Origin of the sequence: Rhodococcus sp. RD6.2 (genome assembly GCF_001040705.1) — a bacterium.
GTDB lineage: Bacteria > Actinomycetota > Actinomycetes > Mycobacteriales > Mycobacteriaceae > Rhodococcus_G.
In genome coordinates this window covers 813,912-837,872 of sequence record NZ_CVQP01000001.1, presented here as the reverse complement: position 1 = coordinate 837,872, position 23,961 = coordinate 813,912, and the positions used below count along the sequence as shown (strand labels likewise).

Annotated in this window: 23 protein-coding genes; 5 read left to right on the top strand and 18 right to left on the bottom strand. The window is 68.5% G+C overall.

Annotation, left to right across the window (positions count from 1 at the left end):
• Positions 1 to 149: 149 nt before the first annotated feature.
• The 3 genes from RHCRD62_RS03740 to guaB all read right to left on the bottom strand — a co-directional run bounded on the left by RHCRD62_RS03740 (position 150) and on the right by guaB (position 4,811).
• Complete coding sequence (locus RHCRD62_RS03740; protein WP_050063264.1) at positions 150 to 1,895, bottom strand: FAD-dependent oxidoreductase; 1,746 nt, start codon at positions 1,893 to 1,895, stop codon at positions 150 to 152.
• A 197-nt stretch (positions 1,896 to 2,092) separates the two neighbouring features.
• The gene (locus tag RHCRD62_RS03735) at positions 2,093 to 3,232 is read right to left on the bottom strand and encodes a GuaB3 family IMP dehydrogenase-related protein (RefSeq protein WP_050063263.1); all 1,140 of its coding nucleotides are present in this window, start codon (positions 3,230 to 3,232) and stop codon (positions 2,093 to 2,095) included.
• Between the two features lie 55 nt (positions 3,233 to 3,287).
• Positions 3,288 to 4,811, bottom strand: coding sequence for an IMP dehydrogenase (guaB, locus tag RHCRD62_RS03730; RefSeq protein ID WP_050063472.1), 1,524 nt, complete (start codon positions 4,809 to 4,811; stop codon positions 3,288 to 3,290).
• A gap of 253 nt (positions 4,812 to 5,064) precedes the next feature.
• Between guaB and RHCRD62_RS03725 the strand changes: the two genes are divergently transcribed.
• Positions 5,065 to 5,469: a DUF5319 domain-containing protein gene (locus tag RHCRD62_RS03725; protein WP_050063262.1), complete on the top strand. Its 405-nt coding sequence runs from the start codon at positions 5,065 to 5,067 to the stop codon at positions 5,467 to 5,469.
• 71 nt (positions 5,470 to 5,540) lie between these two features.
• Here RHCRD62_RS03725 and RHCRD62_RS03720 read toward each other — a convergent pair whose 3' ends face one another.
• The 3 genes from RHCRD62_RS03720 to RHCRD62_RS03710 all read right to left on the bottom strand — a co-directional run bounded on the left by RHCRD62_RS03720 (position 5,541) and on the right by RHCRD62_RS03710 (position 8,023).
• Complete coding sequence (locus RHCRD62_RS03720; RefSeq protein ID WP_050063261.1) at positions 5,541 to 6,557, bottom strand: anti-sigma-D factor RsdA; 1,017 nt, start codon at positions 6,555 to 6,557, stop codon at positions 5,541 to 5,543.
• Complete coding sequence (locus RHCRD62_RS03715) at positions 6,550 to 7,128, bottom strand: sigma-70 family RNA polymerase sigma factor (protein ID WP_050063260.1); 579 nt, start codon at positions 7,126 to 7,128, stop codon at positions 6,550 to 6,552. The genes RHCRD62_RS03720 and RHCRD62_RS03715 overlap by 8 nt, the downstream gene beginning before the upstream one ends.
• A gap of 91 nt (positions 7,129 to 7,219) precedes the next feature.
• Complete coding sequence (locus RHCRD62_RS03710; RefSeq protein ID WP_050063471.1) at positions 7,220 to 8,023, bottom strand: hypothetical protein; 804 nt, start codon at positions 8,021 to 8,023, stop codon at positions 7,220 to 7,222.
• A gap of 572 nt (positions 8,024 to 8,595) precedes the next feature.
• On the opposite strand from RHCRD62_RS03710, the gene RHCRD62_RS03705 reads away from it, so the two are divergent.
• The gene (locus RHCRD62_RS03705) at positions 8,596 to 8,889 is read left to right on the top strand and encodes a WhiB family transcriptional regulator (RefSeq protein WP_050063259.1); all 294 of its coding nucleotides are present in this window, start codon (positions 8,596 to 8,598) and stop codon (positions 8,887 to 8,889) included.
• A 66-nt stretch (positions 8,890 to 8,955) separates the two neighbouring features.
• Here RHCRD62_RS03705 and groL read toward each other — a convergent pair whose 3' ends face one another.
• Together groL and groES are read right to left on the bottom strand one after the other, a co-directional pair.
• A complete protein-coding gene (gene groL, locus RHCRD62_RS03700; RefSeq protein WP_050063258.1) occupies positions 8,956 to 10,572 on the bottom strand; it encodes a chaperonin GroEL in 1,617 nt (538 codons plus the stop codon).
• 107 nt (positions 10,573 to 10,679) lie between these two features.
• Complete coding sequence (gene groES, locus RHCRD62_RS03695) at positions 10,680 to 10,982, bottom strand: co-chaperone GroES (protein ID WP_050063257.1); 303 nt, start codon at positions 10,980 to 10,982, stop codon at positions 10,680 to 10,682.
• 274 nt (positions 10,983 to 11,256) lie between these two features.
• On the opposite strand from groES, the gene RHCRD62_RS03690 reads away from it, so the two are divergent.
• Together RHCRD62_RS03690 and RHCRD62_RS03685 are read left to right on the top strand one after the other, a co-directional pair.
• On the top strand, positions 11,257 to 12,999 hold the full coding sequence (locus RHCRD62_RS03690; RefSeq protein ID WP_050063256.1) for a TIGR03767 family metallophosphoesterase: 1,743 nt from the start codon (positions 11,257 to 11,259) through the stop codon (positions 12,997 to 12,999).
• 62 nt (positions 13,000 to 13,061) lie between these two features.
• Positions 13,062 to 13,511 carry an RrF2 family transcriptional regulator gene (locus RHCRD62_RS03685; protein WP_050063255.1) on the top strand — a complete coding sequence of 150 codons (450 nt, stop codon included), beginning with the start codon at positions 13,062 to 13,064 and terminating at the stop codon, positions 13,509 to 13,511.
• Between the two features lie 36 nt (positions 13,512 to 13,547).
• Here the strand turns inward: RHCRD62_RS03685 and RHCRD62_RS26585 are convergent, their stop codons facing one another.
• Positions 13,548 to 14,138, bottom strand: coding sequence for a TetR/AcrR family transcriptional regulator (locus RHCRD62_RS26585; RefSeq protein ID WP_050063470.1), 591 nt, complete (start codon positions 14,136 to 14,138; stop codon positions 13,548 to 13,550).
• 95 nt (positions 14,139 to 14,233) lie between these two features.
• On the opposite strand from RHCRD62_RS26585, the gene RHCRD62_RS03675 reads away from it, so the two are divergent.
• Entirely contained in the window at positions 14,234 to 14,641 is a 408-nt protein-coding gene (locus RHCRD62_RS03675) for a VOC family protein (protein ID WP_050063254.1), read from the top strand.
• Positions 14,642 to 14,894: 253 nt separating this feature from the next.
• On the opposite strand, the gene RHCRD62_RS03670 is transcribed toward RHCRD62_RS03675, so the two are convergent.
• The 9 genes from RHCRD62_RS03670 to glmS form a co-directional block, all read right to left on the bottom strand.
• The gene (locus tag RHCRD62_RS03670; RefSeq protein ID WP_050063253.1) at positions 14,895 to 15,464 is read right to left on the bottom strand and encodes a potassium channel family protein; all 570 of its coding nucleotides are present in this window, start codon (positions 15,462 to 15,464) and stop codon (positions 14,895 to 14,897) included.
• The gene (gene tsaD, locus RHCRD62_RS03665) at positions 15,454 to 16,506 is read right to left on the bottom strand and encodes a tRNA (adenosine(37)-N6)-threonylcarbamoyltransferase complex transferase subunit TsaD (protein ID WP_050063252.1); all 1,053 of its coding nucleotides are present in this window, start codon (positions 16,504 to 16,506) and stop codon (positions 15,454 to 15,456) included. Before tsaD ends, RHCRD62_RS03670 begins: the two co-directional genes overlap by 11 nt.
• Positions 16,503 to 16,991 (bottom strand): ribosomal protein S18-alanine N-acetyltransferase, encoded by a 489-nt coding sequence (rimI, locus tag RHCRD62_RS03660; RefSeq protein WP_050063251.1) that lies wholly within the window; start codon positions 16,989 to 16,991, stop codon positions 16,503 to 16,505. The genes tsaD and rimI overlap by 4 nt, the downstream gene beginning before the upstream one ends.
• A complete protein-coding gene (gene tsaB / locus RHCRD62_RS03655; RefSeq protein ID WP_050063250.1) occupies positions 16,988 to 17,632 on the bottom strand; it encodes a tRNA (adenosine(37)-N6)-threonylcarbamoyltransferase complex dimerization subunit type 1 TsaB in 645 nt (214 codons plus the stop codon). Before tsaB ends, rimI begins: the two co-directional genes overlap by 4 nt.
• A 35-nt stretch (positions 17,633 to 17,667) precedes the next feature.
• Positions 17,668 to 18,165, bottom strand: a complete 498-nt coding sequence (gene tsaE / locus RHCRD62_RS03650) for a tRNA (adenosine(37)-N6)-threonylcarbamoyltransferase complex ATPase subunit type 1 TsaE (protein WP_084734079.1) — start codon at positions 18,163 to 18,165, stop codon at positions 17,668 to 17,670.
• Positions 18,166 to 18,178: 13 nt separating this feature from the next.
• Positions 18,179 to 19,255, bottom strand: coding sequence for an alpha/beta fold hydrolase (locus tag RHCRD62_RS03645; protein WP_050063249.1), 1,077 nt, complete (start codon positions 19,253 to 19,255; stop codon positions 18,179 to 18,181).
• Positions 19,252 to 20,484 (bottom strand): alanine racemase, encoded by a 1,233-nt coding sequence (gene alr, locus RHCRD62_RS03640; RefSeq protein WP_084734051.1) that lies wholly within the window; start codon positions 20,482 to 20,484, stop codon positions 19,252 to 19,254. The genes RHCRD62_RS03645 and alr overlap by 4 nt, the downstream gene beginning before the upstream one ends.
• Positions 20,485 to 20,544: 60 nt before the next feature.
• A complete protein-coding gene (locus tag RHCRD62_RS03635) occupies positions 20,545 to 21,984 on the bottom strand; it encodes an NAD(P)H-hydrate dehydratase (protein ID WP_050063467.1) in 1,440 nt (479 codons plus the stop codon).
• A 79-nt stretch (positions 21,985 to 22,063) separates the two neighbouring features.
• Positions 22,064 to 23,926 carry a glutamine--fructose-6-phosphate transaminase (isomerizing) gene (glmS, locus tag RHCRD62_RS03630; RefSeq protein ID WP_050063466.1) on the bottom strand — a complete coding sequence of 621 codons (1,863 nt, stop codon included), beginning with the start codon at positions 23,924 to 23,926 and terminating at the stop codon, positions 22,064 to 22,066.
• Between the last annotated feature and the right edge of the window lie 35 nt (positions 23,927 to 23,961).

Below are 23,961 nucleotides of genomic sequence, written 5' to 3'. Positions count from 1 at the left end.
GGTCACTAAGCCATCACCGAGTGATGTCGGTCACTCGCGACTGTAGGGCCGGACGCCGAAACAATCAAGCATGATTGCTTGATTTCTGGTCAAAGAGACGAAGAAGGCCCCCGACCTCACCAGTCGGGGGCCACTCCTCCGAGGCAGGGTCAGGCCACGTCACTGCTGTTCGGCGACGCGGGCTTCCCGGAGCGGATCTCCACGATCGGCAGCACCAGCGCAGCGGGAGCACCGGCCGGGACCACCGGGGCGTTCGGCGCCACCGGCGCGAGACGCCGGTAGCCCTCCCCCTGCGCCGGACGCTCGTCCTGCTCGCCCTTGTTCGGCCACAGCGACGCCGCGCGCTCGGCCTGTGCACTGATGGTGAGCGACGGGTTCACGCCGAGGTTCGCCGACACGGCGGCACCGTCGACGACACTCAGCGTCGGGTAGCCGTACACCCGGTGATAGGGATCGATGACGCCCTGCGAGGCGTCCGCGCCGATCGCGCAGCCGCCGAGGAAGTGCGCGGTGAGCGGAATGTTGAACACCTCGCCCCACGTGCCGCCCGCGACGCCCCCGATCTTCTCCGCGATCCGCCGCGTCGCCTCGTTGCCGACCGGGATCCACGTCGGGTTCGGCTCACCGTGACCCTGCTTGCTCGTCACCTTGCGGCGCCCGAACAGGCCACGCTTCGTGTACGTGGTGATCGAGTTGTCGAGGTTCTGCATGACGAGCGCGATAATGGTCCGCTCGCTCCAGTTCTTGACGCTCAGCATGCGCAGCATCTGCCCCGGGTTGGCGGCAATCGTCTTGAGCAACTTCACGAACCGCGGAGTACTGCCGCCGCCGTCCGTCATCAGGGTCTGCAGCAGACCCATCGCGTTCGAGCCCTTGCCGTAGCGGACCGGCTCGATGTGGGTGTCGGAGGCGGGATGGAACGAGGAGGTGATCGCGACGCCGCGGGTCAGGTCCATGCCGGGGTCGACCGTCAGCTTGGCCGCGCCGAGCAGCGCCTCGGAGTTGGTACGCGTCAGCTCGCCGAGCGTCGGCGACAGCCTCGACAGTGCGCCGCTGTCCTTCATCGCGTGCAGCAGATGCTGGGTGCCCCACGTGCCCGCGGCGAGCACCACGTTGTCCGCGGTGAAGGTCCGATGCCCCTTGCGCAGCTTGGCGCCGGTGCGGCGGGTCTGCACGTTCCAGGTCCCGTCGGACGCCTCGGTCAGTCCGGTCACCGTCGTCATCGGGATCACCGTCGCACCCGCCCGCTCGGCGAGCCCTAGGTAGTTCTTGACGAGGGTGTTCTTGGCACCGTGGCGGCAGCCGGTCATGCACTCACCGCATTCGATACATCCGGTCCGCGCGGGACCCGCACCCCCGAAGTACGGATCGGCGACCGTCTCCCCCGGCTCACCGAAGAACACCCCCACCGGCGTCTGGATGAAAGTGTCGCCGACACCCATGTCGTCGGCCACGGACTTGATCACGTCGTCGGCGGGCGTCATGTGCGGGTTCTGCACGACACCGAGCATCTTGCGGGCCTGGTCGTAGAACGGGCTGAGCTCGGCGTCCCAGTCGGTGATGCCCTGCCACTGCGGGTCCTGGAAGAACGACGACGGCGGCTTGTAGAGGGTGTTGGCGTAGTTCAGCGACCCACCGCCGACGCCCGCACCGGCGAGGATCATCACGTCACGCAGCAGGTGCACCCGCTGAATGCCGTAGCAGCCGAGAGCGGGCGCCCACAGGAATCGCTTGAGGTCCCAGCTGGTCTTCGCGAAGTCGGAGTCGGCGTAGCGGCGTCCGGCCTCGAGGATTCCGACCCGATAGCCCTTCTCGACCAGGCGCAACGCGGTGACGCTGCCCCCGAATCCGGAACCGACGATCAGCACGTCGTAATCCGTCGCACGCTTACCCATCAGGAGACCTCCACTACCGTGAACCTGGTTGTTACCCGTCAGTATGCACCCCGGAGCTGTGACCGATCCCACAAGGGTGCCCTAACCGTAACGGGACGTACCAGAAACCCTGCGCATCACGACCCCGACAGACGTGAACGGACCGTTCGGACCCTCAGCGGGTCCGAACGGTCCGTTCACGACGAGCAGGCGGCGGGTCAGGCGCGGACCGTCAGGCCCACCTTCTGGAACTCCTTGAGGGTCGAGTAGCCCGACTTCGCCATCGAGCGGCGCAGTCCGCCCACCAGGTTCAGCGAACCGAACGGGTCGTTGGACGGACCCGTCAGCACCTGGTCCAGGCTCGGACGATCACCGAATGCGACGGGCAGCAGCGCGCCACGCGGCACCGACGGATGCGCAGCCGCCGACGGCCAGAACCAGCCGCCTCCCGCCGCTTCCGCCGATGCGGCGAGCGGGGCACCCAGCACGGCCGCGTCCGCGCCACACGCGATCGCCTTGGCCAGATCACCCGACGTCGCGATGTCGCCGTCCGCGATCACGTGGACGTACCGGCCACCGGTCTCGTCCAGGTAGTCGCGTCGCGCAGCGGCGGCGTCCGCGATGGCGGTCGCCATCGGGACACCGATGCCGAGCACCTCACCGGTCGTCGTCGCACCCTCGGTCGAGCCGTAACCGACGATGACGCCGGCAGCGCCGGTGCGCATCAGGTGCAGCGCCGTGCGGTGATCGCTGACGCCACCCGCGACCACGGGCACGTCGAGCTCCGAGATGAAGGTCTTGAGGTTGAGCGGCTCGCTCCCGCTGTTCGCGACGTGCTCGGCGGAGATGATCGTGCCGTGGATGACCAGCAGGTCGATACCGGCCTTGATCAGCTCGGGAGTGAGCGCACGAGCGTTCTGGGGGCTGACCCGGACCGCTGTCGTCACGCCCGCGTCACGCACCTGTGCGACCGCGGCCGCCAGCAGGTTCGCCTGGATCGGCGCGGCATGCAGCTCCTGCAGACGAGCGATCGGCGCATCCGGATCCTCGTCCGTCTCCGCGAGGTGCACGAGTTCGGCGAGCTTCGCCTCGACGTCCGCGTGCCTGCCCCACAGTCCCTCGCCGTTGATGACGCCGAGGCCACCGCGGCGACCCATCTCGATCGCGAACGACGGCGACACCAGCGCATCCGTCGGATGCGTCAGAACCGGGATGTCGAACCGGTAGGCATCGAGCTGCCAGGTGGTCGACACCTCCTTCGACGAACGGGTCCGACGGGACGGAACGATGTCGATATCGTCCAGCTCGTAGGTGCGACGGGCGGTTCTGCCCATACCGATCTCAACGAGGTCGCGCACGCGCGCCCCTTTCTTCGATGTGTAGTTGACGCAAGTGACGTGGGAAAGGGTCCGGTTACCGGGCCGCGTAGTTCGGGGCCTCGACCGTCATCGTGATGTCGTGCGGGTGGCTCTCCTTCAGACCCGCCGCGGTGATCTGCACGAACTGCGCTTCCTGCAGGTGCTCGATGGTGGTCGATCCGGTGTACCCCATCGCCGCGCGCAGGCCGCCGGTCAGCTGGTGGATGACCGAACCGAGCGGGCCGCGGAACGGAACCCGGCCCTCGATGCCCTCCGGCACCAGCTTGTCCTCGGACAGCACGTCGTCCTGGAAGTAGCGGTCCTTCGAGTAGGACTTGCCCTGACCGCGGCTCTGCATCGCGCCCAGCGAGCCCATGCCGCGGTAGCTCTTGAACTGCTTGCCGCCGACGAGAACCATCTCGCCGGGCGACTCCGCCGTGCCCGCCAGCAACGAACCGAGCATCGCCGTCGACGCGCCGGCCGCGAGTGCCTTCGCGATGTCTCCGGAGAACTGGAGGCCGCCGTCCGCGATGACAGGGATGCCGAGCGGCTTGCACGCCGCGACGGCCTCGAGGATGGCGGTGATCTGCGGTGCACCGACACCGGCGATAACGCGGGTGGTGCAGATCGAGCCCGGACCGACGCCGACCTTGACGGCGTCGACGCCCGCCTCGACGAGCGCCTGCGCGCCCCCGCGGGTCGCGACGTTTCCACCGATGATCTGTACCCGATCGCCGACCTCGGCCTTGATCTTCGCGATCATCTCCAGCACACCGACGGAGTGGCCGTGCGCGCTGTCGACGACGAGGACGTCGACGCCCGCGTCGGTCAGCGCCATCGCGCGCGCCCACGCGTCGTCGCCGACGCCGACGGCCGCACCGACCAGCAACCGGCCGTCGCGGTCCTTGGTCGCGTTCGGATGCTGCTCGGTCTTGACGAAGTCTTTGACCGTGATGAGTCCGGTGAGCTTGCCCTGGCCGTCGACGATGGGGAGCTTCTCGATCTTGTGACGACGCAGCAGCCCGAGCGCTGCGTCCGCCGTCACGCCTTCCTGGGCGGTGATCAGCGGGGTCTTGGTCATCACCTCGGACACCGGACGGCTGAGGTCGACCTCGAAGCGCATGTCGCGGTTGGTGATGATGCCGACGAGCTGACCGGCGTCGTCCGTGACGGGCAGACCGGAGATCCGGAACCGGGCGCACATGGCGTCGACCTCGGCGATGGTGTTCGTCGGCGAACAGGTCACCGGGTCGGTGACCATGCCTGCCTCGGACCGCTTCACGGTCTCCACCTGCGACGCCTGCGCATCGGTCGAGAGGTTGCGATGCAGCACGCCCATGCCGCCCGCGCGGGCCATGGCGATCGCCATCCGCGCCTCGGTGACGGTGTCCATCGCCGAGCTGACCAACGGCACCCGCAGCCGGATGTCGCGCGTGAGCTGGCTGGACGTGTCGACCTGACTGGGGATGACGTCCGACGCGGCGGGCAGCAACAGCACGTCGTCGAAGGTCAGTCCGAGCATCGCGACCTTGTCGGCGCGGTCTCCACCGGTGTGCACGTGCCCTCCGGAATTAGTCATGCGGCTGTCGAACCTTTCCATCGAACGTCGGTTGCACTGGACCGTCGGCCCCGGCGGCGCGCGTGGGAAACCCCGTGCAGCCACTCGCCCATGGGCCGAAATGTCGCGATTCTTCGGACAGAATCAATGCTCGATCCCCAGCGAAGTATTCCCTCGGACCGGTCACCATGGTATCGGCTGCGCGCGTGTGCAGGCGAACCCGGTTGACTCAGACGGGTGGCGCAGAGTGCCCCGCGCTGCGTACCGTGGTGCTGTGCGTGATCAATTGCCTCCCGGTCTGCCGCCGGACCCGTTCGCCGGCGACCCGTCCGACCCGTCCGCCGCGCTGGATGCACTCGAGCCGGGCCAGCCCCTCGACCCCCATGAGCGCCTCGCCGTCGAAGAAGACCTGGCGGACCTCGCGGTCTACGAGGCACTGTTGGCGCATCGCGGAATTCGCGGCCTGGTCGTCTGTTGCGACGACTGCCAACAGGACCACTACCACGACTGGGACATGCTGCGAGCGAACCTGCTCCAGCTGCTCGTCGACGGCACGGTCCGCCCCCACGAGCCCGCATACGATCCGGTCCCCGAGGCCTACGTCACGTGGGACTACTGCCGCGGCTACGCCGACGCGTCGATGAACGAGGCACTCCACGGAGACGGTTTCGACGCCTGACCGGGACGCGCACTCCGGCACTCGAACCGAGAACGGCCCGACGAGCAGTGCTCGTCGGGCCGTTCTCGGTTCTAGCTCGTGGGCGCCTCGGGCGACAACTGCCGCGTCTCGCTCTGCGTCTTCTCCGTCGTGGGGACCGCAGTGGTCGGCTTCGGTGCCGTCGAGCCGGTATCCGGGGTGAGAACGATCTCGGGTCCCGGGGGCGGCGACGTCGTCACGGGCGGAACGCCCGTGACGGTTGTCTCGAGGGGAAGCTCCGTCACCGGCAACGTCGGCCTGACGAGAGCGTCCGTCGGATACTCCGGCACCGTGGTCGGGGGGATCCCCGGCAGCGTCGTGACCACCGGAACCGGCAACGTCGTCGTGACGCCGGGAACCAGCGGAGGCGGAACGGGAAGCGCACTCGTGGCGGTGGCGGTGGCGTCGGCCATCAGACGGTCGTGCCAGGCGTTCAACTCGTCGCGCTTCGCCGAATCACTCACGGCACCGACGCGCTTGCTCGCGGACTCCAGCACGGCCATCGCACCCTCGGAGTCGCCGGAGCGGATCATCCGCTCGGCTTCCTCGAGGTTGTTCTTCGTGTCGATGCCGGCGACGGTCGAGTTGGCGCGCTCCGTGAAGACGACCGACTTGACCTTCCACAACGGATCACCGGGCTGGGCGTTGTACGACCCGACGGTGATTCCTGCCATCACGACCGCGATCGCCGCTGCGGCGCCCGCGACCGGGCGCAGCAGTCGGAGCGAACCGCGCCGCGGGGTCTGCTCGCGCGCGATCTCGGCGTCGACGGCCGCAGCGACCTCGTCGAGCGTCGGGCCCGCAGGGAGTTCGGGGGCCACTATCTCGGCCCTCCAGCCGGCCAGCAGCGAGGCGAGCCGGTACTCCTCCGCAGTGGCGGTGGGGACGTCACCACCGCTCGCGAGAGCGTCGATGAGGGCGTCGTCACGCTGTACCGCTGCAAGGTCGAACGGCTGACCGCCCGTCGTCTCCTCGGCAAACGGATCACCCTGCGACGGGGTGAGGTCGGCGTCGGACGCATTGTGTTGCCGTGACCACTTACCGTGGCCACGCCTGTTCCCCCTAGCCATACATCTCACCCGCTTTCGCTACTTCGGTCTTCAATTTCGCGAGCGCCCGGTGCTGGGCTACTCGTACTGCTCCCGCCGTACTCCCGACGGCGGCCGCCGTTTCCTCCGCGGACAGACCCACTACCAGTCGAAGGATGACGATTTCTCGATGCTTGTCGGACAGTGTGGCGAGCAGGGAGTTGACCTGCCTGCTCGTCTCGGAATCGAGGGCGAGTTGTTCCGGCCCTTCGTCAACCGAGACCACATCTGGTACTTCGGCCATCGACTCGGATCGGTTACGTCCCGCGCTTCGGTGTGCATCGGCCACCTTGTGCGAGGCAATCCCGTACACGAATGCCATGAACGGCCGCCCCTGGTCCCGATATCGGGGTAGGGCCGTCATCACAGCCAGGCACACCTCCTGCGCCACATCGTCCGCGGACAGGTGTCCCCGTTCCGCGGCTCCGACCCGTGATCGGCAATAGCGCACGACCATGGGTCGGACAAACTCCAGAACTCGAGCCAAAGCAACCCGATCGCCCTGCGCTGCCGCAGCGACGGCTGAGTCCAACTCCTCGCTCGTACTACTCATCGACAGACAAAGTCCTGGCGTTACAGTGGCGCGCCTGTGACGGAGCGCTCCCGACCGGATGGCGGAACGCTTGAAGGATAGCGACCTTCCGTCACGATTCTCGGAATCGCCCGCCTGCGGCCACAACCGAGGCCTCGGCGCGTTGGCGAACCTCCAGGAAGCGGGGCGCCGGCGCGACCCCGCACAGCAGCATCGAGGCGGCCCAGCGGAGAGGGACGAGATCGTGTTCGTCGCAGCGCGCGAGGACGCGGAGAGCCGGGTCGACGGCCGCGGCAGTGTCGGGTCCGGCACTGACGGCGGCCGCGACGAGCAGTTCCGACTTGACCTGGTGCCGCACCGAGGGTGACCCGTTCGCGAATTCGAGTGCGCGCCTCGCGTTCACGAGACCCTGGACCGCGTCGCCCGAGGCGAGGGACATCTCGGCCGTCACCCAGTGCAGTCTGATCCGTTGGCGCCACAGGTCGGGGCTTGCGTCGGCGAGGAGGTCTGCGCACCGTTCGAGCAGACGGAACCCGAGATCCAATCGGCCACATCCGAGGGCGTCGGCGGCCAGTCCGGTCACCGCGTCGCAGCGCGCGGCCCTGGCACCCGGAGCCTGCGAATCGCCGAGGACGGCGAGCGCGCGGCCGTCGTGGGCGGACGCGAGCCGGTGCCATCCGAGTTGCCGCAGCAGTGATGCCTCGGTACTTGCCACGAGCGAGTCGAGGACGGCACCGGCCCGACTGCGGCGCAGCACGGCGAGTTCGGTGCGGGCGGCGGCGTAACGACCCTGCCCACCCAGCGCGACGGCGCGCAACCACCGGTCGTGCGGCGCGACTGCGGGCGGGACGGCGCCACCCGGCACCGGTCCGAATGCGATGGCGTCGAGCGAGTCGACGGCGAGGGTTGCGAACACGACGTAAGGGTAGAGGTGCGTCGCAGCGAACCGACGCGGACACCGCGCCGTCACCAATTGTTACCGATGCGTTCTTCGACAGTTTCGGTCACATTACGATTTCGACTTGCGTAAATATTGAGCACATTTTATGGGGAGCCAATTGCCGATAACGACCAGGGCCGCCTCGGCAGGCGATCTCACCCGCAGGAGCGTCCCGAACACGTCGCTCGACGCCTTTCGGCTCGAGAACCCCGACGAACTCCCAGTACAGCGGCGGAAATCGTGCAGTACGCACGTACCGGAGGCGCACCCTTGGCGCCTCCTCGAAGAATCACGAAATAGTGTCAATGTCGATGAACAGAGCGTTAATTCCTCGCTGTGGAGGTATGTAAATCACCACGCGCAGAACTGTTGACTCGATTTCCACGCCGACTATAACGTTGCTGTTGAAATTGAGTACTTGTGTGAACGACCTTCACAGTCGTACTCGCGAACTGGGTTCCGCACCCACCGGGAGCACTCGCTGTGATGCAGGTGCAGACCCAGCCACGGTGAGAGCAGTGCCCGAGCCGCCGACGTCAGGAGATGGAATGCCGCAACCAAATCACCTCCCCGGCCCCAATGCCGACATCTGGGACTGGCAGATGCACGGACTCTGCCGCGGCGTCGACTCCGCGATGTTCTTCCACCCAGACGGCGAGCGAGGCCGTGCCCGCGCGCAGCGCGAGATGCGGGCAAAGGAGATGTGCAGGCAATGCCCGGTCCTGACCCAATGCCGCAACCACGCCCTCACCGTCTGTGAGCCCTACGGCATCTGGGGTGGGATGTCCGAAGCCGAGCGGGAGGCGCACACGCGCCGCTTCCGCCAGAAGATCGCCTCCTGACGAGCACCTGAACAACGACGAAGCCCCGGACGGTCGAACCCGTCCGGGGCTTCGTCGTGGTGAAACTTAGTGGCTGTGGCCGTGGCCGTGGCCTGCAGCCTCGTCGACGACGGGCTTGTCGACGACGGCAGACTCGGTGGTGAGCACCATCCGCGCGACGGACGCCGCGTTCACCACTGCCGAGCGCGTCACCTTGACGGGGTCGACGACACCGTCCGCGAGCAGGTCGCCGTAGGTGAGGGTTGCGGCGTTGAAGCCGTGTCCCTTGGGCAACTCTGCGACCTTGCTGACCACGACGGAGCCGTCGACGCCTGCGTTGGTCGCGATCCAGAACAGTGGCGCCTGAACGGCGGTCCGCACGACCTCGACACCGGTCGCCTCATCACCCGAGAGCGACGCGGCGAGCGCGGTCAGCGACTGCGCGGCCTGCACGATGGCGGAACCGCCACCGGGCACGATGCCTTCCTCGACCGCGGCCTTGGCTGCGTTGACGGCGTCCTCGACCCGGAACTTGCGCTCCTTGAGATCCGTCTCCGTCGCGGCGCCGACCTTGATGACGGCGACGCCGCCGGCCAGTTTCGCGAGACGCTCTTCGAGCTTCTCCCGATCCCAGTCGGAGTCGGTGTTCTCGATCTCGCGCTTGAGCTGACCGACGCGAGCGTCGATGTCGGCCTCGGTGCCTGCACCGTCGACGATGGTGGTCTCGTCCTTGGTGACGACGACGCGGCGCGCGGAGCCGAGCAGCTCGAGGCCGGCGTCCTTGAGCGTGACGCCCATGTCGGCGGTGATGACGGTGCCCGCGGTGACCACGGCGAGATCCTCGAGGAACGCCTTGCGGCGGTCACCGAAGAACGGCGCCTTGACGGCGACGGCCTTGATGGTCTTGCGGATGGAGTTGACGACGAGTGTCGAGAGGGTCTCGCCTTCGACGTCCTCGGCGATGATCAGGACCGGCTTGCCGGACTCGGCGATCTTCTCGAGCAGCGGCAGGAAGTCCGGCAGGGAGCTGATCTTCTCGCGGTACAGCAGCACCAGCGCGTCCTCGAGCACGGCCTGCTGCGCATCGATGTCGGTGATGAAGTACGGGGAGAGGTAACCCTTGTCGAACTGGACGCCCTCGGTGACCACGAGCTCGGTCGCGAGGGTCGAGGACTCCTCGACCGTGACGACGCCGTCGATACCGACGCGGGTCATGGCCTCGCCGACGAGTTCGCCGATCTCGGCGTCGCGCGAGGAGACGGTGGCGACCTGCGCGATCGCCTCCTTGCCCTCGACCGGGGTGGCCGCGGCGAGCAGGGCCTCGGCGACCGCGTCGGCCGCCTTGGAGATGCCGACGCCGAGCGCGATCGGGTTGGCGCCTGCCGCGACGTTGCGGAGGCCGGTCTTGACGAGCGCCTGGGCGAGGACGGTCGCGGTGGTGGTGCCGTCACCCGCGACGTCGTTGGTCTTGGTGGCGACGGACTTGACGAGCTGGGCGCCGAGGTTCTCGAAGGGATCCTCGAGCTCGATCTCGCGCGCGATGGAGACGCCGTCATTGGTAACGGTCGGACCGCCGAACGCCTTGGCCAGCACGACGTGCCTGCCGCGGGGGCCGAGGGTCACCTTGACCGCGTCCGCGAGCTGGTCGACGCCACGCTCGAGAGCGCGGCGGGCGGTCTCGTTGAATTCGATCTGCTTGGACATATGTGCTGTTACTCCTGGGAAGGTCGGCGAGCCGTACCTGCTGAAGGTGCTCCTGAACGCGATCCGCCCCGGGTCCGTGGACGGAACACCGGGGCGGATGCATGTGGCTACTTGGAGACGACAGCCAGCACGTCGCGAGCCGACAGGATCAGGTATTCCTGGCCGGAGTACTTGATCTCGGTTCCGCCGTACTTGCTGTAGATGACGGTGTCGCCCTCCTGGACGTCCAGCGGGATGCGCTTCTCGCCATCTTCGTCCCAGCGGCCGGGGCCGACTGCGACAACGGTGCCTTCCTGCGGCTTTTCCTTCGCCGTGTCAGGAATGACCAGGCCAGAGGCCGTCGTCGTTTCAGCCTCGTTGGCCTGGACGAGGATCTTGTCCTCGAGCGGCTTGATGTTCACGCTCGCCACGATGAGCCTCCACTTTCGGGGGATTCAGGCGCCCCGGGGCTGTTCCCCTGGGCGTGTCGTCTTTTCACGCATGTGGCCCTGTCCCCCGATCGCGTCGTCGCGGGTGCCGTGACCGGGTCAGCGCCAACTAGCACTCTATACATGCGAGTGCCAGCACTCAAGGGAGGAGTGTGCGGATGTGGCCCACCCGGGGTTCCCGACGTGTCCCGAAACGAAGAGACCGGTCCGCGCGACGTCCACTCGGGTTGCCAGAGGGTGACCTACAGTCATCCGAATGGTGAACGTGAACAGACGTGGTTTCCTCGGCCTTGCCGGTGTCGGCGCCGCGAGCGCACTCGGCGTCGGGGCGTTCGGAACCGCCCTCGGGCGCTCCCCGTGGGGCACGTGGCACGCCGGTGCAGCGGAATTGCCCGCGTCGTTCGCGGGCACGACGCTGGAAACCGTGGCGACCCCGGTCGGGTCGGGCGGCTACCGCAGGCTCACCGCGGGACCGGGGTGGCCGACGATCGTCCGAGGCGAACTCGCGGAGCCGAGATCCGGACGCGAGGATCGCCGGACGGCGATGGCGTCGCTGGTCCAGCTCACCGACGTCCACGTGATCGACGCGCAGTGCCCACTGCGGTTCGAGTACATCGCGCCGTTCAACGGTTCGGCGTTCCGCCCACACGAGACACTGACCACTCAGGGTCTGGTGTCGTTGGTACAGCGCGTCAACTCGGTCGCGGCCGGTCCGCACACCGGTCGCGCATTCGATGCGGTGGTGTCGACGGGCGACAACACCGACAACCACGAGCACGCCGAACTCGGCTGGTTCCTCACCGCGCTGAACGGCGGCACCTTCATCCCGAACACGGGGGCCGCGGACCGCTACGAGGGCGTGCAGAACTCGGGTTCGGACCTGTACTGGAATCCCGAATCACCGATCCCGGACGTGTACAAGCAGGCCGGCTTCCCCGAGATTCCGGGATTGCTCGGCGCGGCGCTGACGCCCGTGACGAGCCCGGGCCTCGACACCCCCTGGTTCAGCGTCTTCGGCAATCACGACGACTCGGTGTCAGGCACGCTCCCCAGCGGGATCGGGCCACTGGACGCCATGTACACCGGCAACCTCAAGATCGAGGTGCCCGGCTCGCCCGAGGAGGCGATGTCCGTCGCGATGGCCACGAAGTCGGGGCCGGGCGCCGTCCTGAACGCGCTCGCCGCGATCACCTCTCCCCCGCGCCACGTCACCCCGGACCCGTCCCGGGCGCCGTTCACGCCGCGTGAGTACATCGCCGCGCACCTCGATCCCGCCCAGACCGGCCCCGGTCCCGTCGGGCACGGATTCGCGCTGGACGCCGCCGAGACCGGAATCGGCTACTACTCCTTCGAGATCGCGCCCGGCGTCGTGGGGATCGGCATGGACTCGACGAACCCGGCGGGATTCGTCGACGGCTCGCTCGGCGAGGCCCAGTTCCGATGGATCGAACGGACCCTGATCGAGGGCAGCAGCCGGTACTTCGGTGTCGACGGGCGTGCGGTCGAGCAGAGCCGCGAGGACGTGCTGTTCCTGCTCTTCAGCCACCACACCAGCACCTCGATGGACAATCTGATCCCTGATCCGGCCCGCCCGCTCGAGGCGCGGCACAGCGGCGGCGAACTGGTGGCGCTGCTGCAGCGATTCCCGAACGTCCTCGCGTGGGTCAACGGACACACCCACGACAACCGGATCACGCCGCACCCGGGCCCGACACCCGCGCAGGGGTTCTGGGAGATCAACACCGCTTCACACGTCGACTTCCCCCAGCACGCGCGGATCGTGGAGGTCGTCGACAATGCGGACGGAACGCTGTCACTGCTGACCACGTTGATCGAGGCGGACAGCCCCTACGAGGCGAAGCACGGCGACTTCTCACCGGCGGGGCTGGCGTCGTTGTATCGCGAATTGTCGTTCAACGACATCCATGCCGATCCGGCGCGGTTGGGCGGCACGGTCGACCACAACACCGAGTTGCTCCTGTCCTCCCCCCGAGCGTGACCAGCGCAGATCACACTCGCCGAATGTTGCACGCAGAATGCAAGTAATATAGCGTTCTTAGCGTGCAGCTCACCAAGTTCACAGATCTCGGGCTGCGCGTGATGATGCGGCTTGCCGTGGCTCCCGGGGGCGGTGGCCTGACGACCGGTCAGGTGGCGGACGAGATGTCGATTCCGTATACGCACACCACCAAAGTGGTGCTCCGACTCAAGGAACTCGGCATGGTCGAAGCCCGCCGCGGCCGGGGCGGCGGGCTGAACATCACCGAAAAGGCCAGGACCACCTCCGTCGGCTGGCTCACGCGGCAGCTCGAGGGCAACGACGAAGTCGTCACGTGCGAAGGCACCACCCCATGCCCGCTCCGTCACGGCTGCCGACTGCGCGGTGCGCTCCGCCGCGCACAGGACGCGTTCTACTCCACACTCGACGACATCACTGTCGACGATCTGGTCCGCGAACCCGACGCCCGCGTCCTCCTCAGCCTCTCCGTCAGGCCCGCCCAGCAGGCCTAGGTTCCCAGGCGGGTTGCGAACCGGACCTCGGCGAGGTCAGCGCTGCCGCAGGGAGCCGAGCAGACGGTCGAGCGTCGCCAACGCCGAGTCCCGGTCCGGGTCGGGGGTCTCTGATTGCGCCACCCAGAGCACCGTCTCGTTCATCGCCCCGGACAGCAGGTGTGCGGCTGGCGCGGCGAGCCCGCGAGCGATCGTGCCCTCCGCCTGCAGCTCGTCGAGCACCTCCTTCAGCAGGCGACCCGAGTTGGCCGCGTCGAGTTCCCGCCAGCGTTGCCATCCGAGCACGGCGGGCGCGTCGATCAACATGATCCGATGGACTCTCGGGTCCGACCCGGCGCGGACGAACTCGTGGCAGCCCTCGACGAGTGCGTCCCACAGGTTCTCCGCCCCGGCCGCGGCGTGGCTCACCCGGTCGGCCACCTCGCGCTGCACCTGATCCACGACGGCGTCGAACAACCCGGCCTTGCTGCCGAAGTGGTGGTAGACCGCCCCGCGAGTGAGGCCGGACCGCTGCGCGACATCGTCGAGTCCAACCGCGCCGTATCCGCGATCGGCGAACATCTCGACGGACACCGCGAGCAGAGTTCGCGTCGTCGTAGCGCTCTGTTCCTTCTTCGACGGACTCAAGCCCACCCCTTCGATGACCCATTGATACGTACGCAGTGTATGCGTATGTTCAGATACATACATTGTGTACGTATCTATCTTGAACGGAGAGCTTCATGGCCAAGACGAGCTTCTATCCGGTGATCTGCACCGACACCGTCGCCGAGTCGGCGGAGTTCTTCCGCCGCTGGTTCGACTTCGAGTCGACGTTCGAATCCGATTGGTACGTGAGCCTTCGACGCGAACCCGACCTCGAACTCGCGATCCTCGACCACACCCACGAGACCATTCCCGACGGGCACCGATCGCGCGCGCAGGGCCTGATCCTCAATTTCGAGGTCGACGATGTGGACGCCGAGTACAAGCGGCTCGTGACGCTCGGGGGTCGCCGCGCGGTGCTCGACCTCCGAACGGAGGATTTCGGGCAACGGCATTTCATCATCGCCGGCCCCGACGGCGTCCTGATCGACGTCATCACACCGACCCCGCCGACCACTGAGTTCGCGCACCAGTACGTCGAGTAGGACCGGCCCGCGTCCAGCTTTCACCGACGATCGCAGGCGGGGCGTGCCGTTGATTCGTGCGTCCCGCCTCGTCTTCGTGGCCAAACCGTGATCGCTTTCGCTTTCGCGGCGTTCGTCATCGTCGGCGGCTTCTTCGCCCAGAGTTCAAACGGTCGATCTTCAGCCACGACTACCCGAACCCTTACGGGACCGAGTGGCTGACCGATCCCCGCTTCCTGATCGGCGTGGTGATCTGCCTGAGGCAGCCGGGCTTCTACGCGTTCTCGGTACCGCGACGCCGTTGGCCCGCCCGCACTGCGGCAGTGATGACCTTCACACCGATCCCCAGCAACACCAGGTTGAACACGATCTGCGCCGTGACCACCGCCCGCGCCACCTCCGTCTCGGCGACGATGTCGCCGAATCCGACCGTGGAGAAGCAGACGAGCGAGAAGTACAACGCGTCGAGCCTGGACAGCGGTTCGTTGAAGCTGCCCGCCGACGTCAACGACATCAGGTGGTAAATCGTGGCAACCACCAGCAGGTAGGTCGGGACCGTCACGGCCAGCGCCTCGACCGACTGCACAGCGGGATACTTCGCGTGGACGATCCGGCGGACCTGCCACACGAACAGTACGGACACCAGGACCGCGCACAACACCAGTGCGCCGATCGCGCCGACCGAGGCGATGTCGTTCATCGGGACCACGAAGTACACGACGAGCAGCAGCACCGCGGACATCACGGGCCGCAGGATTGCCCGCCGAATCAGCTCACGCTGCTCGGTTCTCGGCAGCGAGGCGAAGGCAAGCCTCGGCCCTTCGGCAGCGCCTTCAGTGGCCATCGCCGCGCACCGACGACTGGCTGACCGTGACGGACAGTCCTGGATCGGTGGCGACGGACAGCGGCGACGGAGTCGCGCCTCCGGCGATGACGTGGGCACCCAGTGCGGCGATCATTACGCCATTGTCGGTGCAGAGACGCGGTTTCGGGATGCGAAGCGTCAGACCGGCCGCGTCACACCGCTCCTGCGCGAGCGACCGGATGCGGGAGTTCGCGGTCGCACCGCCACCGAGGACGAGGGTGTCGACGCCGACATCGGTGGCCGCACGCACCGCCTTCATGGTCAACACGTCCGCGACGGCTTCCTGGAACGACGCCGCGACATCGGGGATGGACACCGGCTCACCGGCCCGCTCCTTGGACTCGACGTACCGCGCGACGGCCGTCTTCAGTCCGGAGAACGAGAAGTCGTGCCTGGCGTCGCGGGGCCCGGTCATTCCGCGGGGGAACGCGATGGCCTTCGGGTCGCCGTCGCGCGCGGCGGCGTCGAGCGCGGGCCCGCCGGGGAACCCGAGTCCGAGCAGGCGGGCGACCTTGTCGAATGCCTCCCCCGCCGCGTCGTCGACCGTGGTGCCGAGTTCCTCGATCGGCTTCCCGAGGTCGCGCACGTGCAGCAGGTGCGTGTGCCCGCCGGAGACCAGGAGCGCCACGCACGGCGGCATCGGTCCGTGTTCGAGGGTGTCGACGGCGACGTGCCCGCCGAGGTGGTTGAGCGCGTAGAACGGCACGTCCCACGCCGCGGCGTAGGCCTTCGCGGCAGCGGCACCGACGAGCAACGCCCCGGCCAGTCCGGGGCCGATGGTGACGGCGAGCGCGTCCGGCTTGGCGATCCCCGCCTGCGCGAGTGCGCGTCGCATCGTCGGCACGATCGCCTCCAGATGTGCGCGCGACGCGACCTCGGGAACCACACCGCCGTAGCGGGCGTGCTCGTCGACGCTGGACGCGACCTCGTCGGCGAGCAACTCACAGGTGCCATCGGCGTTCCACCGGACGATGCCGACTCCCGTTTCGTCGCAGGAGCTTTCGATTCCCATCACGATCACGACTGCTGCTCCTCGGGCACGGCGGAGGGGTGCGGACGGCGCATTGTGTATGCGTCCGCCCCACTGGGTTGGTAGTAGTTGCGACGGGTTCCCACGACCTCGAAACCCTCCCGCTCGTACAGCGCGAGCGCGGCATCGTTGTCGGTGCGGACCTCCAGGAACACCGGACCGCCGTGACGGTCGGCGAGGCGCAGCAACTCGGCGAGTAACAGCGACCCCAGTCCGCGTCGGCGATGCTCGGGGTCGACGCCGATGGTGTGCACGTCCGACTCCGGCGCGAACGTGTTGCCCAGCAACGCGATCCCGGCGTAGCCGATGACGACGTCGCTCTGGTCGCGGATCACGACGTACCGGTTGTGGGAATGGTCCAGTTCGGAGCGGAACGCGTCCGCGCTCCACGGGCCGTCGCCCGCGAACAGCAGCGACTCGAGTTCGGCGCAGCGCTCCGCGTCGGCGGGACGCATCGGGGAGAGGGTGTCGCTCATTTCTTGCGATCCGCGATCGCGACTGCGTCGGGCCGCCGAAGGTACAGCGGCACAAGAGGTTCCGGATCGGCGCCGGCGAGAATGTCCGATGCGGCCACCGCCACCAACCCGGCGGGCGACGGCGACGGCGCGCCGACCACGGGAAGATCGAAGAGTGCGGCGTGCGCTTCCGAACCCGCCACGACAACCGACGGCTGCGGCTCGAGGTCGGCAGGCTTGTCGACACCGGGGCCGGTCGCCCGGACGCCACCCGAGTACCGGGCCCAGTACACCTCGCGACGCCGGGCGTCGGTGACCACCAGGAGATCTCGTTCGTCGGCGGCGTCCACGGCGATCGCGTCGAGGCTGCACACCCCGTACACGGGGCGGCCGAGCGCATCGCCGAATGCCGCCGCGGTCGCCATTCCGACACGCAGGCCCGTGTACGGCCCGGGTCCGATCCCGACAACGACGGCATCGAGGTCGGCGGGCTCGACGCCCGCCTCACCGAGGCATTCCATGATGTGCGGGGTCAGGACCTCGGCGTGGGCACGAGCATTGACGGTGACCCGCGACGCCAGTGCGCGGGGGACACCGCCGTCCAGGCGGACCACCCCCGCGGTGACGGCAGGGGTGGCGGTATCGACGGCGAGTACGAGCACGGTTTACCAGAATACCCGCACGTCAATGTGGGTATTCACGAGACCCGACCCCATTGCGCCGTCCGGACGTCGGACTCGGGTTCGCGGCGCAGCCGAACCAGCAGGTGCCGGTCGGTGAGGTGCTCGACGATCCCCTCGCCCCACTCGACGACGACGACCGCGTCGGCGAGGTCGGTGTCGAGGTCGAGCGCGTCCAGTTCGTCGAAGGTCGCGGCGCGGTCGGCGCCGAGACCGAGGCGGTACGCGTCGACGTGCACCATCGCCACCGGCGCTCCCCCGCCGGGACGCTCCCCCGCCCGGTGTTCGCGCGCGATGATGAAGGTCGGCGAACTTACCCGGCCCTGCACCCCGAGTCCCGCGGCGATCCCCCTGGCCAGTGCGGTCTTGCCGGCACCGAGGGGACCGTCCAGGACGACCAGGTCACCTGCGACCAGGTCGACGGCCAGTCGACGGCCGAACGCCTCGGTGTCCTCGACGGTCGGCAGATGGATCACCGCGTGCTCACGCACGGCATCGTCCTCGTGCGCACGCACGGCGTCGTCCCGGTCAGCCACCGATCCCCACCTCCCACTCGTTGTCGCCGGCCTCGATCGCGCGCGTGACCAGTCGGTCGATCGCGTCGGTACATCGGATCGGGAACTCCAACTGCACCAGGTGACCAGCCGAAACCACCCGCACGAGTTCGCTGTTCGTCAACGCACCGGCCAGCGCCTCCGACTGGGCGAACGGGATGACCATGTCGGCATCGCCGCACAGCACGAGGGCGGGCAGGTCCGCGATCACGGGCAGCGCCGCCGACTCGTCGTGCAGTTCCAGGGACTTGAGGAAGTTGACGATGGTCGTCACCGAGGTCTCGTTGAGCATCCGGTCCGAGAACCCGTGCAGCGACGGACTGACCACGGTGCCGAACGACGCGGCGCGCATGATCGGCGCGATGATTGCGCGGGCCGCGCCCCTGCCGAACTGCACCAACCCGGGTGCGGTGCGAACGGCGAGCCGGAACGCGTCGATCACCGGGTTGTCCAGGTTGCGGCTCAGGCCCGTCTTGTTCAGGCCGGCTGCCGCCGTCGCGAGCAGCCCGACGCCGATCACCTGGGTGCCGAACAGTTCCGGTACCTGCCGCGCCATCGACAGGATGGTCATGCCGCCCATCGAGTGCCCGACGAGAACCACCGGGCCCGTCGGAGCCACCGCCCGCAGCACCGCGTGCAGGTCACGCCCCAACTGTCCGATCGTGCACGACTCGGCACTCGGGGTACCGGAGCGTCCGTGTCCGCGCTGGTCGTAGAACACCATCCGCACCGAGTCGCCCCACCGGCGCTGCAGGTGCTTTCGCTGGAAGTGCCAGGAATCCATCCGGAGGCAGTACCCGTGGACGAACACCACCGTCAGGGGCGCAGTCGCCGGCCCGACCTCACGAATCGCGAGCGTGACGCCGTCATCGGCGACGACGAGGCTGCCGCGGTCGCTGTCGAGCAGGCCGAAGTCCTCGTCAGCGTGCCTGTCACGGCGCCGCCGCGACGGCTCGGGCTTGGTGCGAACGGCTCGCACTCCGGCGAACGCGCCCACCGCGGTGGCCACACCCGCACCGCCGAGGACGCCCCGGCGACCGTGCGGCGTCACCGGACGCCCTCGTCGCCACCGACGTAGGTGCGCACGACCCGACCGCGCACACCCGTGACCACCTCGTAGTGGATGGTGTCCAGCATGTCGGCCCACTCCTGCGCAACGGGCCCACCGTCGTCGCCGGGACCGAACAGGATCGCGGTGTCTCCCTCCGCGATCGAACCGGGATCGGCGCCCAGATCGACCACGACCTGGTCCATGCACACCCGGCCGATCTGAGGGAACCGTCGAGAGCCGATCTGGACTTCGAATCGTCCGCTCAGCGACCTCGGCACCCCGTCCGCGTAGCCGACCGGCAGCAGCGCGACGGTGGTGTCGCGAGGCGCGATCCAGGTGTGCCCGTACGACACACCGGCCCCGGCCTCGACCTTCTTGACCAGGGCGATACGGGTTCGCAAGGTCATCGCGGGACGCAGGTCGAATCCGCCGAGCTCGGGCACCGGCGACAGCCCGTACAGCGCGATACCGGGCCGGACCATGTCGAACCGCAGGTCCGGCCGGGTCAGCGTCGCGGCGGAATTGGACAGGTGAACCCGGTCGGGGTGCAGTCCGAGCCGAGCCGCCCGCGCCACCGCATCGCGCAGTACGTCCGCCTGCCGGTCGATGACGGGGTGGTGGGGTTGGTCTGCGTGGGCGAGGTGGGAGAACACTCCACCGAACCTGACCGATCCCTCGGCCTGCGCACGGGCGAGCCCGGCCAGGACGTCGTCGAGTTCGACGGCGGAGACGCCGTTGCGGTTCAGCCCGGTATCCACCTTCATCGACACGACCGCCGTCGACCCGGTCGCGCGCGCGGCCAGGATCACCGAATCCAGGTGTCGCGGCGACGACACCGCGATCTCGACGCCGGCGGCGACCGCGGCACGGAAGTCGGTGTCGGGGGTGTGCAGCCAGGACACCACCGGCGCGGTGATCCCGGCCGCACGCAGCGCGACAGCCTCGTCGACGGTGGTGACACCCAACTCCGCGGCGCCTGCTGCCAGAGCCGCACGCCCGACCGCCACCGCCCCGTGGTTGTAAGCGTCGGCCTTGACGACCGCCATCACACCCGCGTCGCGCGCATGCTCACACAGCAGGCCGACGTTGTGGGCGATGGCGTCGAGGTCGATCAGGGCTTCCGCTTGCGGTGCAGGGTTGGGTGATCCCACCTGCGGCGCGGGTGCCGACGAGAAGGCACCCGCAGCGGGGGCGGGTGCCGTTCGGTCACTGTTCACGGCGATGATCATGATGCTTCGATACTGCCACCGAGGGCTGTTTCGCCCCAATGGCGTGGCTCACCGAGCTGGTCACATTCCGAGAACCTTCTGCGCGCGAAGAACTCGGATCGCGGACCTGACCTGCGACAACAAGGTTCCGGCCGAGATCGGTGCGGCCACCTCGGAGCCATCGCCCGCCGCGAGGGCCGCTGCCAGCGCATGCGCTCGGGCGCCCATGGCGGCAGCAGTCGCGGGGCTCGGTCCCGTGGACAGCAGCGCCCCGATCACGCCGGCGAGGACGTCACCCGAACCGGCTGTCGCTGCGGCCGACCCGCCTGCGTCGTTGACGAGAACCCTTCCGTCGGGGTCTGCGATCACGGTGGCGCGCCCCTTGAGCAAGACCGTCACACCCCACTCTGCGGCGAGGTCGCGGGTGCGCCCGACACGGTCGTCGGCGGGGTCGATGCCTGTCAGACGCTCGAACTCGCCTGCGTGCGGGGTGAGCAGGGTCGGCGCGGTGCGCTCACGCACGAGTGCGGGGTCGGCCGCGAGGACGGTGAGCCCGTCGGCATCCACGAGGACCGGAAGATCGGTCGCGAGTACGTCGCGCACCACCTCCTGCGCGCTCTTTCCCGTTCCGAGGCCAGGGCCGACCACCCAGGCCTGGACGCGGCCCGCCTCCGCGAATCCGTCGGCGGCGACGACTTCCGGCCACTGCGAGAGCACATGCGGTGCAACCGGTCCCACATAGCGCACCATGCCCGACGTCGCGGCGACCGCGCCGCCGCAACACAGGACCGCGGCACCCGGATAGCCGGCGCTGCCCGCCGCGACGCCGACAACTCCCTGGCTGTACTTGTCATCGACGGCGCCGGGAATCGGCCACCGCTCCCCCACCTCGTTCGGGGTGAGCGCGGCAATCGTCGTGACCGGAAGGTCCAGACCGATGTCGACCAGTTCGATTCGTCCACAACGACTTCCGGCCAACGCATGAACCGGCTTCAGTGCACCGAACGCCACGGTCACCGCTGCGGTGACCGCGGGCCCCGACACGGTTCCGGTGTCCGGATCGACGCCGCTGGGCAGGTCGACGGCGACGATCGGCGCGGTGATCGACGCGACGAGTGCGGCGGCGCCGGGACGAAGCGGCCCCCGCCCGGAGATCCCGACGATGCCGTCGAGCACGAGGTCCGGGTTCCCCACGTCGGCGACGATCCGGCCACCTGCCGACCGGAACGCCGAAAGCCCGGCAGCATGGGCCCGCGACGGGTCGAGCAGGACCGCGGTCACCGCGACCCCACGTCGTCGCAGGATCGCGCCTGCCCACAGCGCGTCACCGCCGTTGTCACCGGACCCGACGAGCAGCGTCACCGTCCGGCCCGCGACACCGCCGGTACACCCGCGGAGTTCGGCTGTCACGACCCGGGCGAGTCCGTGCGCGGCCCGCCGCATCAGCGTCCCCTCGGGCAGGGAGGCAAGCAGCGGAGCCTCGGCCGCACGAACCTGCTCGACAGTGTGGAACTCGCGCACGGACGTCCTCCCGATCGGTGTGTGAGTGATTGTCACCCCGATCGGGGTGACAATCACTCACAGGCGGCGGAGCCGCACGTCACTCGACGGTGACGGACTTCGCCAGGTTGCGCGGCTTGTCGACGTCGTAGCCGCGGGCGCGGGCGATCTCCGCCGCGAACACCTGCAGCGGCACCGTCGACAGCAACGGCTGCAGCAGCGTCGGCGCCGCGGGGATCTCGATCAGGTGATCCGCATGCGGACGCACCATCTCGTCGCCCTCCTCCGCGATCACGATCGTCCGGGCACCACGCGCCTTGATCTCCTGAATGTTCGAGACCAGCTTCGAGTGCAGGACCGCACGGCCCTTCGGCGACGGCATCACGACGATGACCGGCAGGCCCTCCTCGATCAGCGCGATCGGACCGTGCTTGAGCTCACCGGCCGCGAAGCCCTCCGCGTGCATGTACGCCAGCTCCTTGAGCTTGAGCGCACCCTCGAGCGCGACCGGGTAGCCGACGTGCCTGCCGAGGAACAGGACGGTCGACGCGTCCGCGAACTCCCGGGCCAGCGCACGCACCGGTTCGACGGTCTCCAGCACCCGCGTGACGAGGGCGGGCATCGCCTCGAGCTCGGCGTACTCGCGGGCCACCTCATCGGGGTACTTGGTGCCGCGCGCCTGCGCGAGGGCCAGCCCGACGAGGTAGTTCGCGGTCACCTGGGCGAGGAACGCCTTCGTCGACGCGACGGCGATCTCCGGACCGGCCCGCGTGTAGAGGACGGCGTCCGCCTCGCGCGGAATCTGGGCGCCGTTGGTGTTGCAGATCGCGAGCACGCGCGCCTTCTGATCCTTCGCGTGCTTGACGGCTTCGAGGGTGTCGGCCGTCTCGCCCGACTGGGAGATCGCGACGACCAGCGTCGAGCGGTCGAGGACGGGATCGCGGTACCGGAACTCGCTGGCCAGTTCGACCTCGACGGGCAGCCGCGTCCAGTGCTCGATCGCGTACTTCGCGAGGAGACCGGAATGGTAGGCGCTGCCACAGGCGACGACGAACACCTTGTCGACATCGCGCAGCTCCTGGTCGGACAGTCGCTGTTCGTCCAGGACGATCCGGCCGTTCTCGAAGTGCCCCAGCAGCGTGTCGGCGACCGCGGCGGGCTGCTCCTCGATCTCCTTCAGCATGAAGTAGTCGTGGCCGCCCTTCTCTGCGGCCTCGAGATCCCAGTCGATTCGGAAGGGGCGCCCGTGCGACTCGTTGCCCGCGAAGTCGGTGATCCGGTAGTCGTCTGCCGTGATGACGACGACCTGGTCCTGACCGAGCTCGATGGCATCGCGCGTGTGCTCGATGAACGCCGCGACGTCGGAGCCGACGAACATCTCGCCCCGGCCCACCCCGACGACGAGCGGCGTCGACCTACGGGCGGCGACGATCGTGTCGGGATGGTCGGCGTGCGTGAACACCAACGTGAACGCGCCTTCGAGGCGGCGCAGCACCTTGTGGGTGCTCGCGACGAAGTCTCCGGCGGTGTCGCCCTGGGCGTAGGCCTGGGCGACCAGGTGGACGGCGACCTCGCTGTCGGTGTCGCTGAGCAACTCGACTCCGGCCGACTCGAGTTCGTGTCGCAGCGGGGTGAAGTTCTCGATGATGCCGTTGTGCACCACCGCCAGCTTGCCGCTGGCGTCGCGGTGCGGGTGCGCGTTCCGGTCCGTCGGACGCCCGTGCGTCGCCCAACGGGTGTGTCCGATGCCCGCGTTGCCTGCGAACCTGTCGGGACCGGACTCGTCGAGTTCGGCGGTCAGGTTGTCCAGCTTGCCCGCCTTGCGTTCGACTGCGAGCCCGCCGACTCCGTCCAGGACCGCGATCCCGGCCGAGTCGTATCCGCGGTACTCCATCCGCCGCAGCGCCTTCACGACGACGTCGAGTGCCTGGCGGTGGCCGACGTATCCCACGATTCCGCACATGGTGGTCAAGCGTACTGGGAGGAACCGCCCGTGAC

Excerpts from the sequence above, each read along its gene's own strand:
- alr (WP_084734051.1), bottom strand. The coding sequence starts at position 20,484 with ATGATCATCGCCGTGAACAGTGACCGAACGGCACCCGCCCCCGCTGCG.
- RHCRD62_RS03715 (WP_050063260.1), bottom strand. The coding sequence starts at position 7,128 with ATGAGTAGTACGAGCGAGGAGTTGGACTCAGCCGTCGCTGCGGCAGCG.
- RHCRD62_RS03720 (WP_050063261.1), bottom strand. The coding sequence starts at position 6,557 with ATGGCTAGGGGGAACAGGCGTGGCCACGGTAAGTGGTCACGGCAACAC.
- guaB (WP_050063472.1), bottom strand. The coding sequence starts at position 4,811 with ATGACTAATTCCGGAGGGCACGTGCACACCGGTGGAGACCGCGCCGAC.
- rimI (WP_050063251.1), bottom strand. The coding sequence starts at position 16,991 with ATGAGCGACACCCTCTCCCCGATGCGTCCCGCCGACGCGGAGCGCTGC.
- RHCRD62_RS03670 (WP_050063253.1), bottom strand. The coding sequence starts at position 15,464 with ATGGCCACTGAAGGCGCTGCCGAAGGGCCGAGGCTTGCCTTCGCCTCG.
- RHCRD62_RS03705 (WP_050063259.1), top strand. The coding sequence starts at position 8,596 with ATGCCGCAACCAAATCACCTCCCCGGCCCCAATGCCGACATCTGGGAC.
- glmS (WP_050063466.1), bottom strand. The coding sequence starts at position 23,926 with ATGTGCGGAATCGTGGGATACGTCGGCCACCGCCAGGCACTCGACGTC.
- RHCRD62_RS03740 (WP_050063264.1), bottom strand. The coding sequence starts at position 1,895 with ATGGGTAAGCGTGCGACGGATTACGACGTGCTGATCGTCGGTTCCGGA.
- RHCRD62_RS03690 (WP_050063256.1), top strand. The coding sequence starts at position 11,257 with ATGGTGAACGTGAACAGACGTGGTTTCCTCGGCCTTGCCGGTGTCGGC.
- groL (WP_050063258.1), bottom strand. The coding sequence starts at position 10,572 with ATGTCCAAGCAGATCGAATTCAACGAGACCGCCCGCCGCGCTCTCGAG.
- RHCRD62_RS03675 (WP_050063254.1), top strand. The coding sequence starts at position 14,234 with ATGGCCAAGACGAGCTTCTATCCGGTGATCTGCACCGACACCGTCGCC.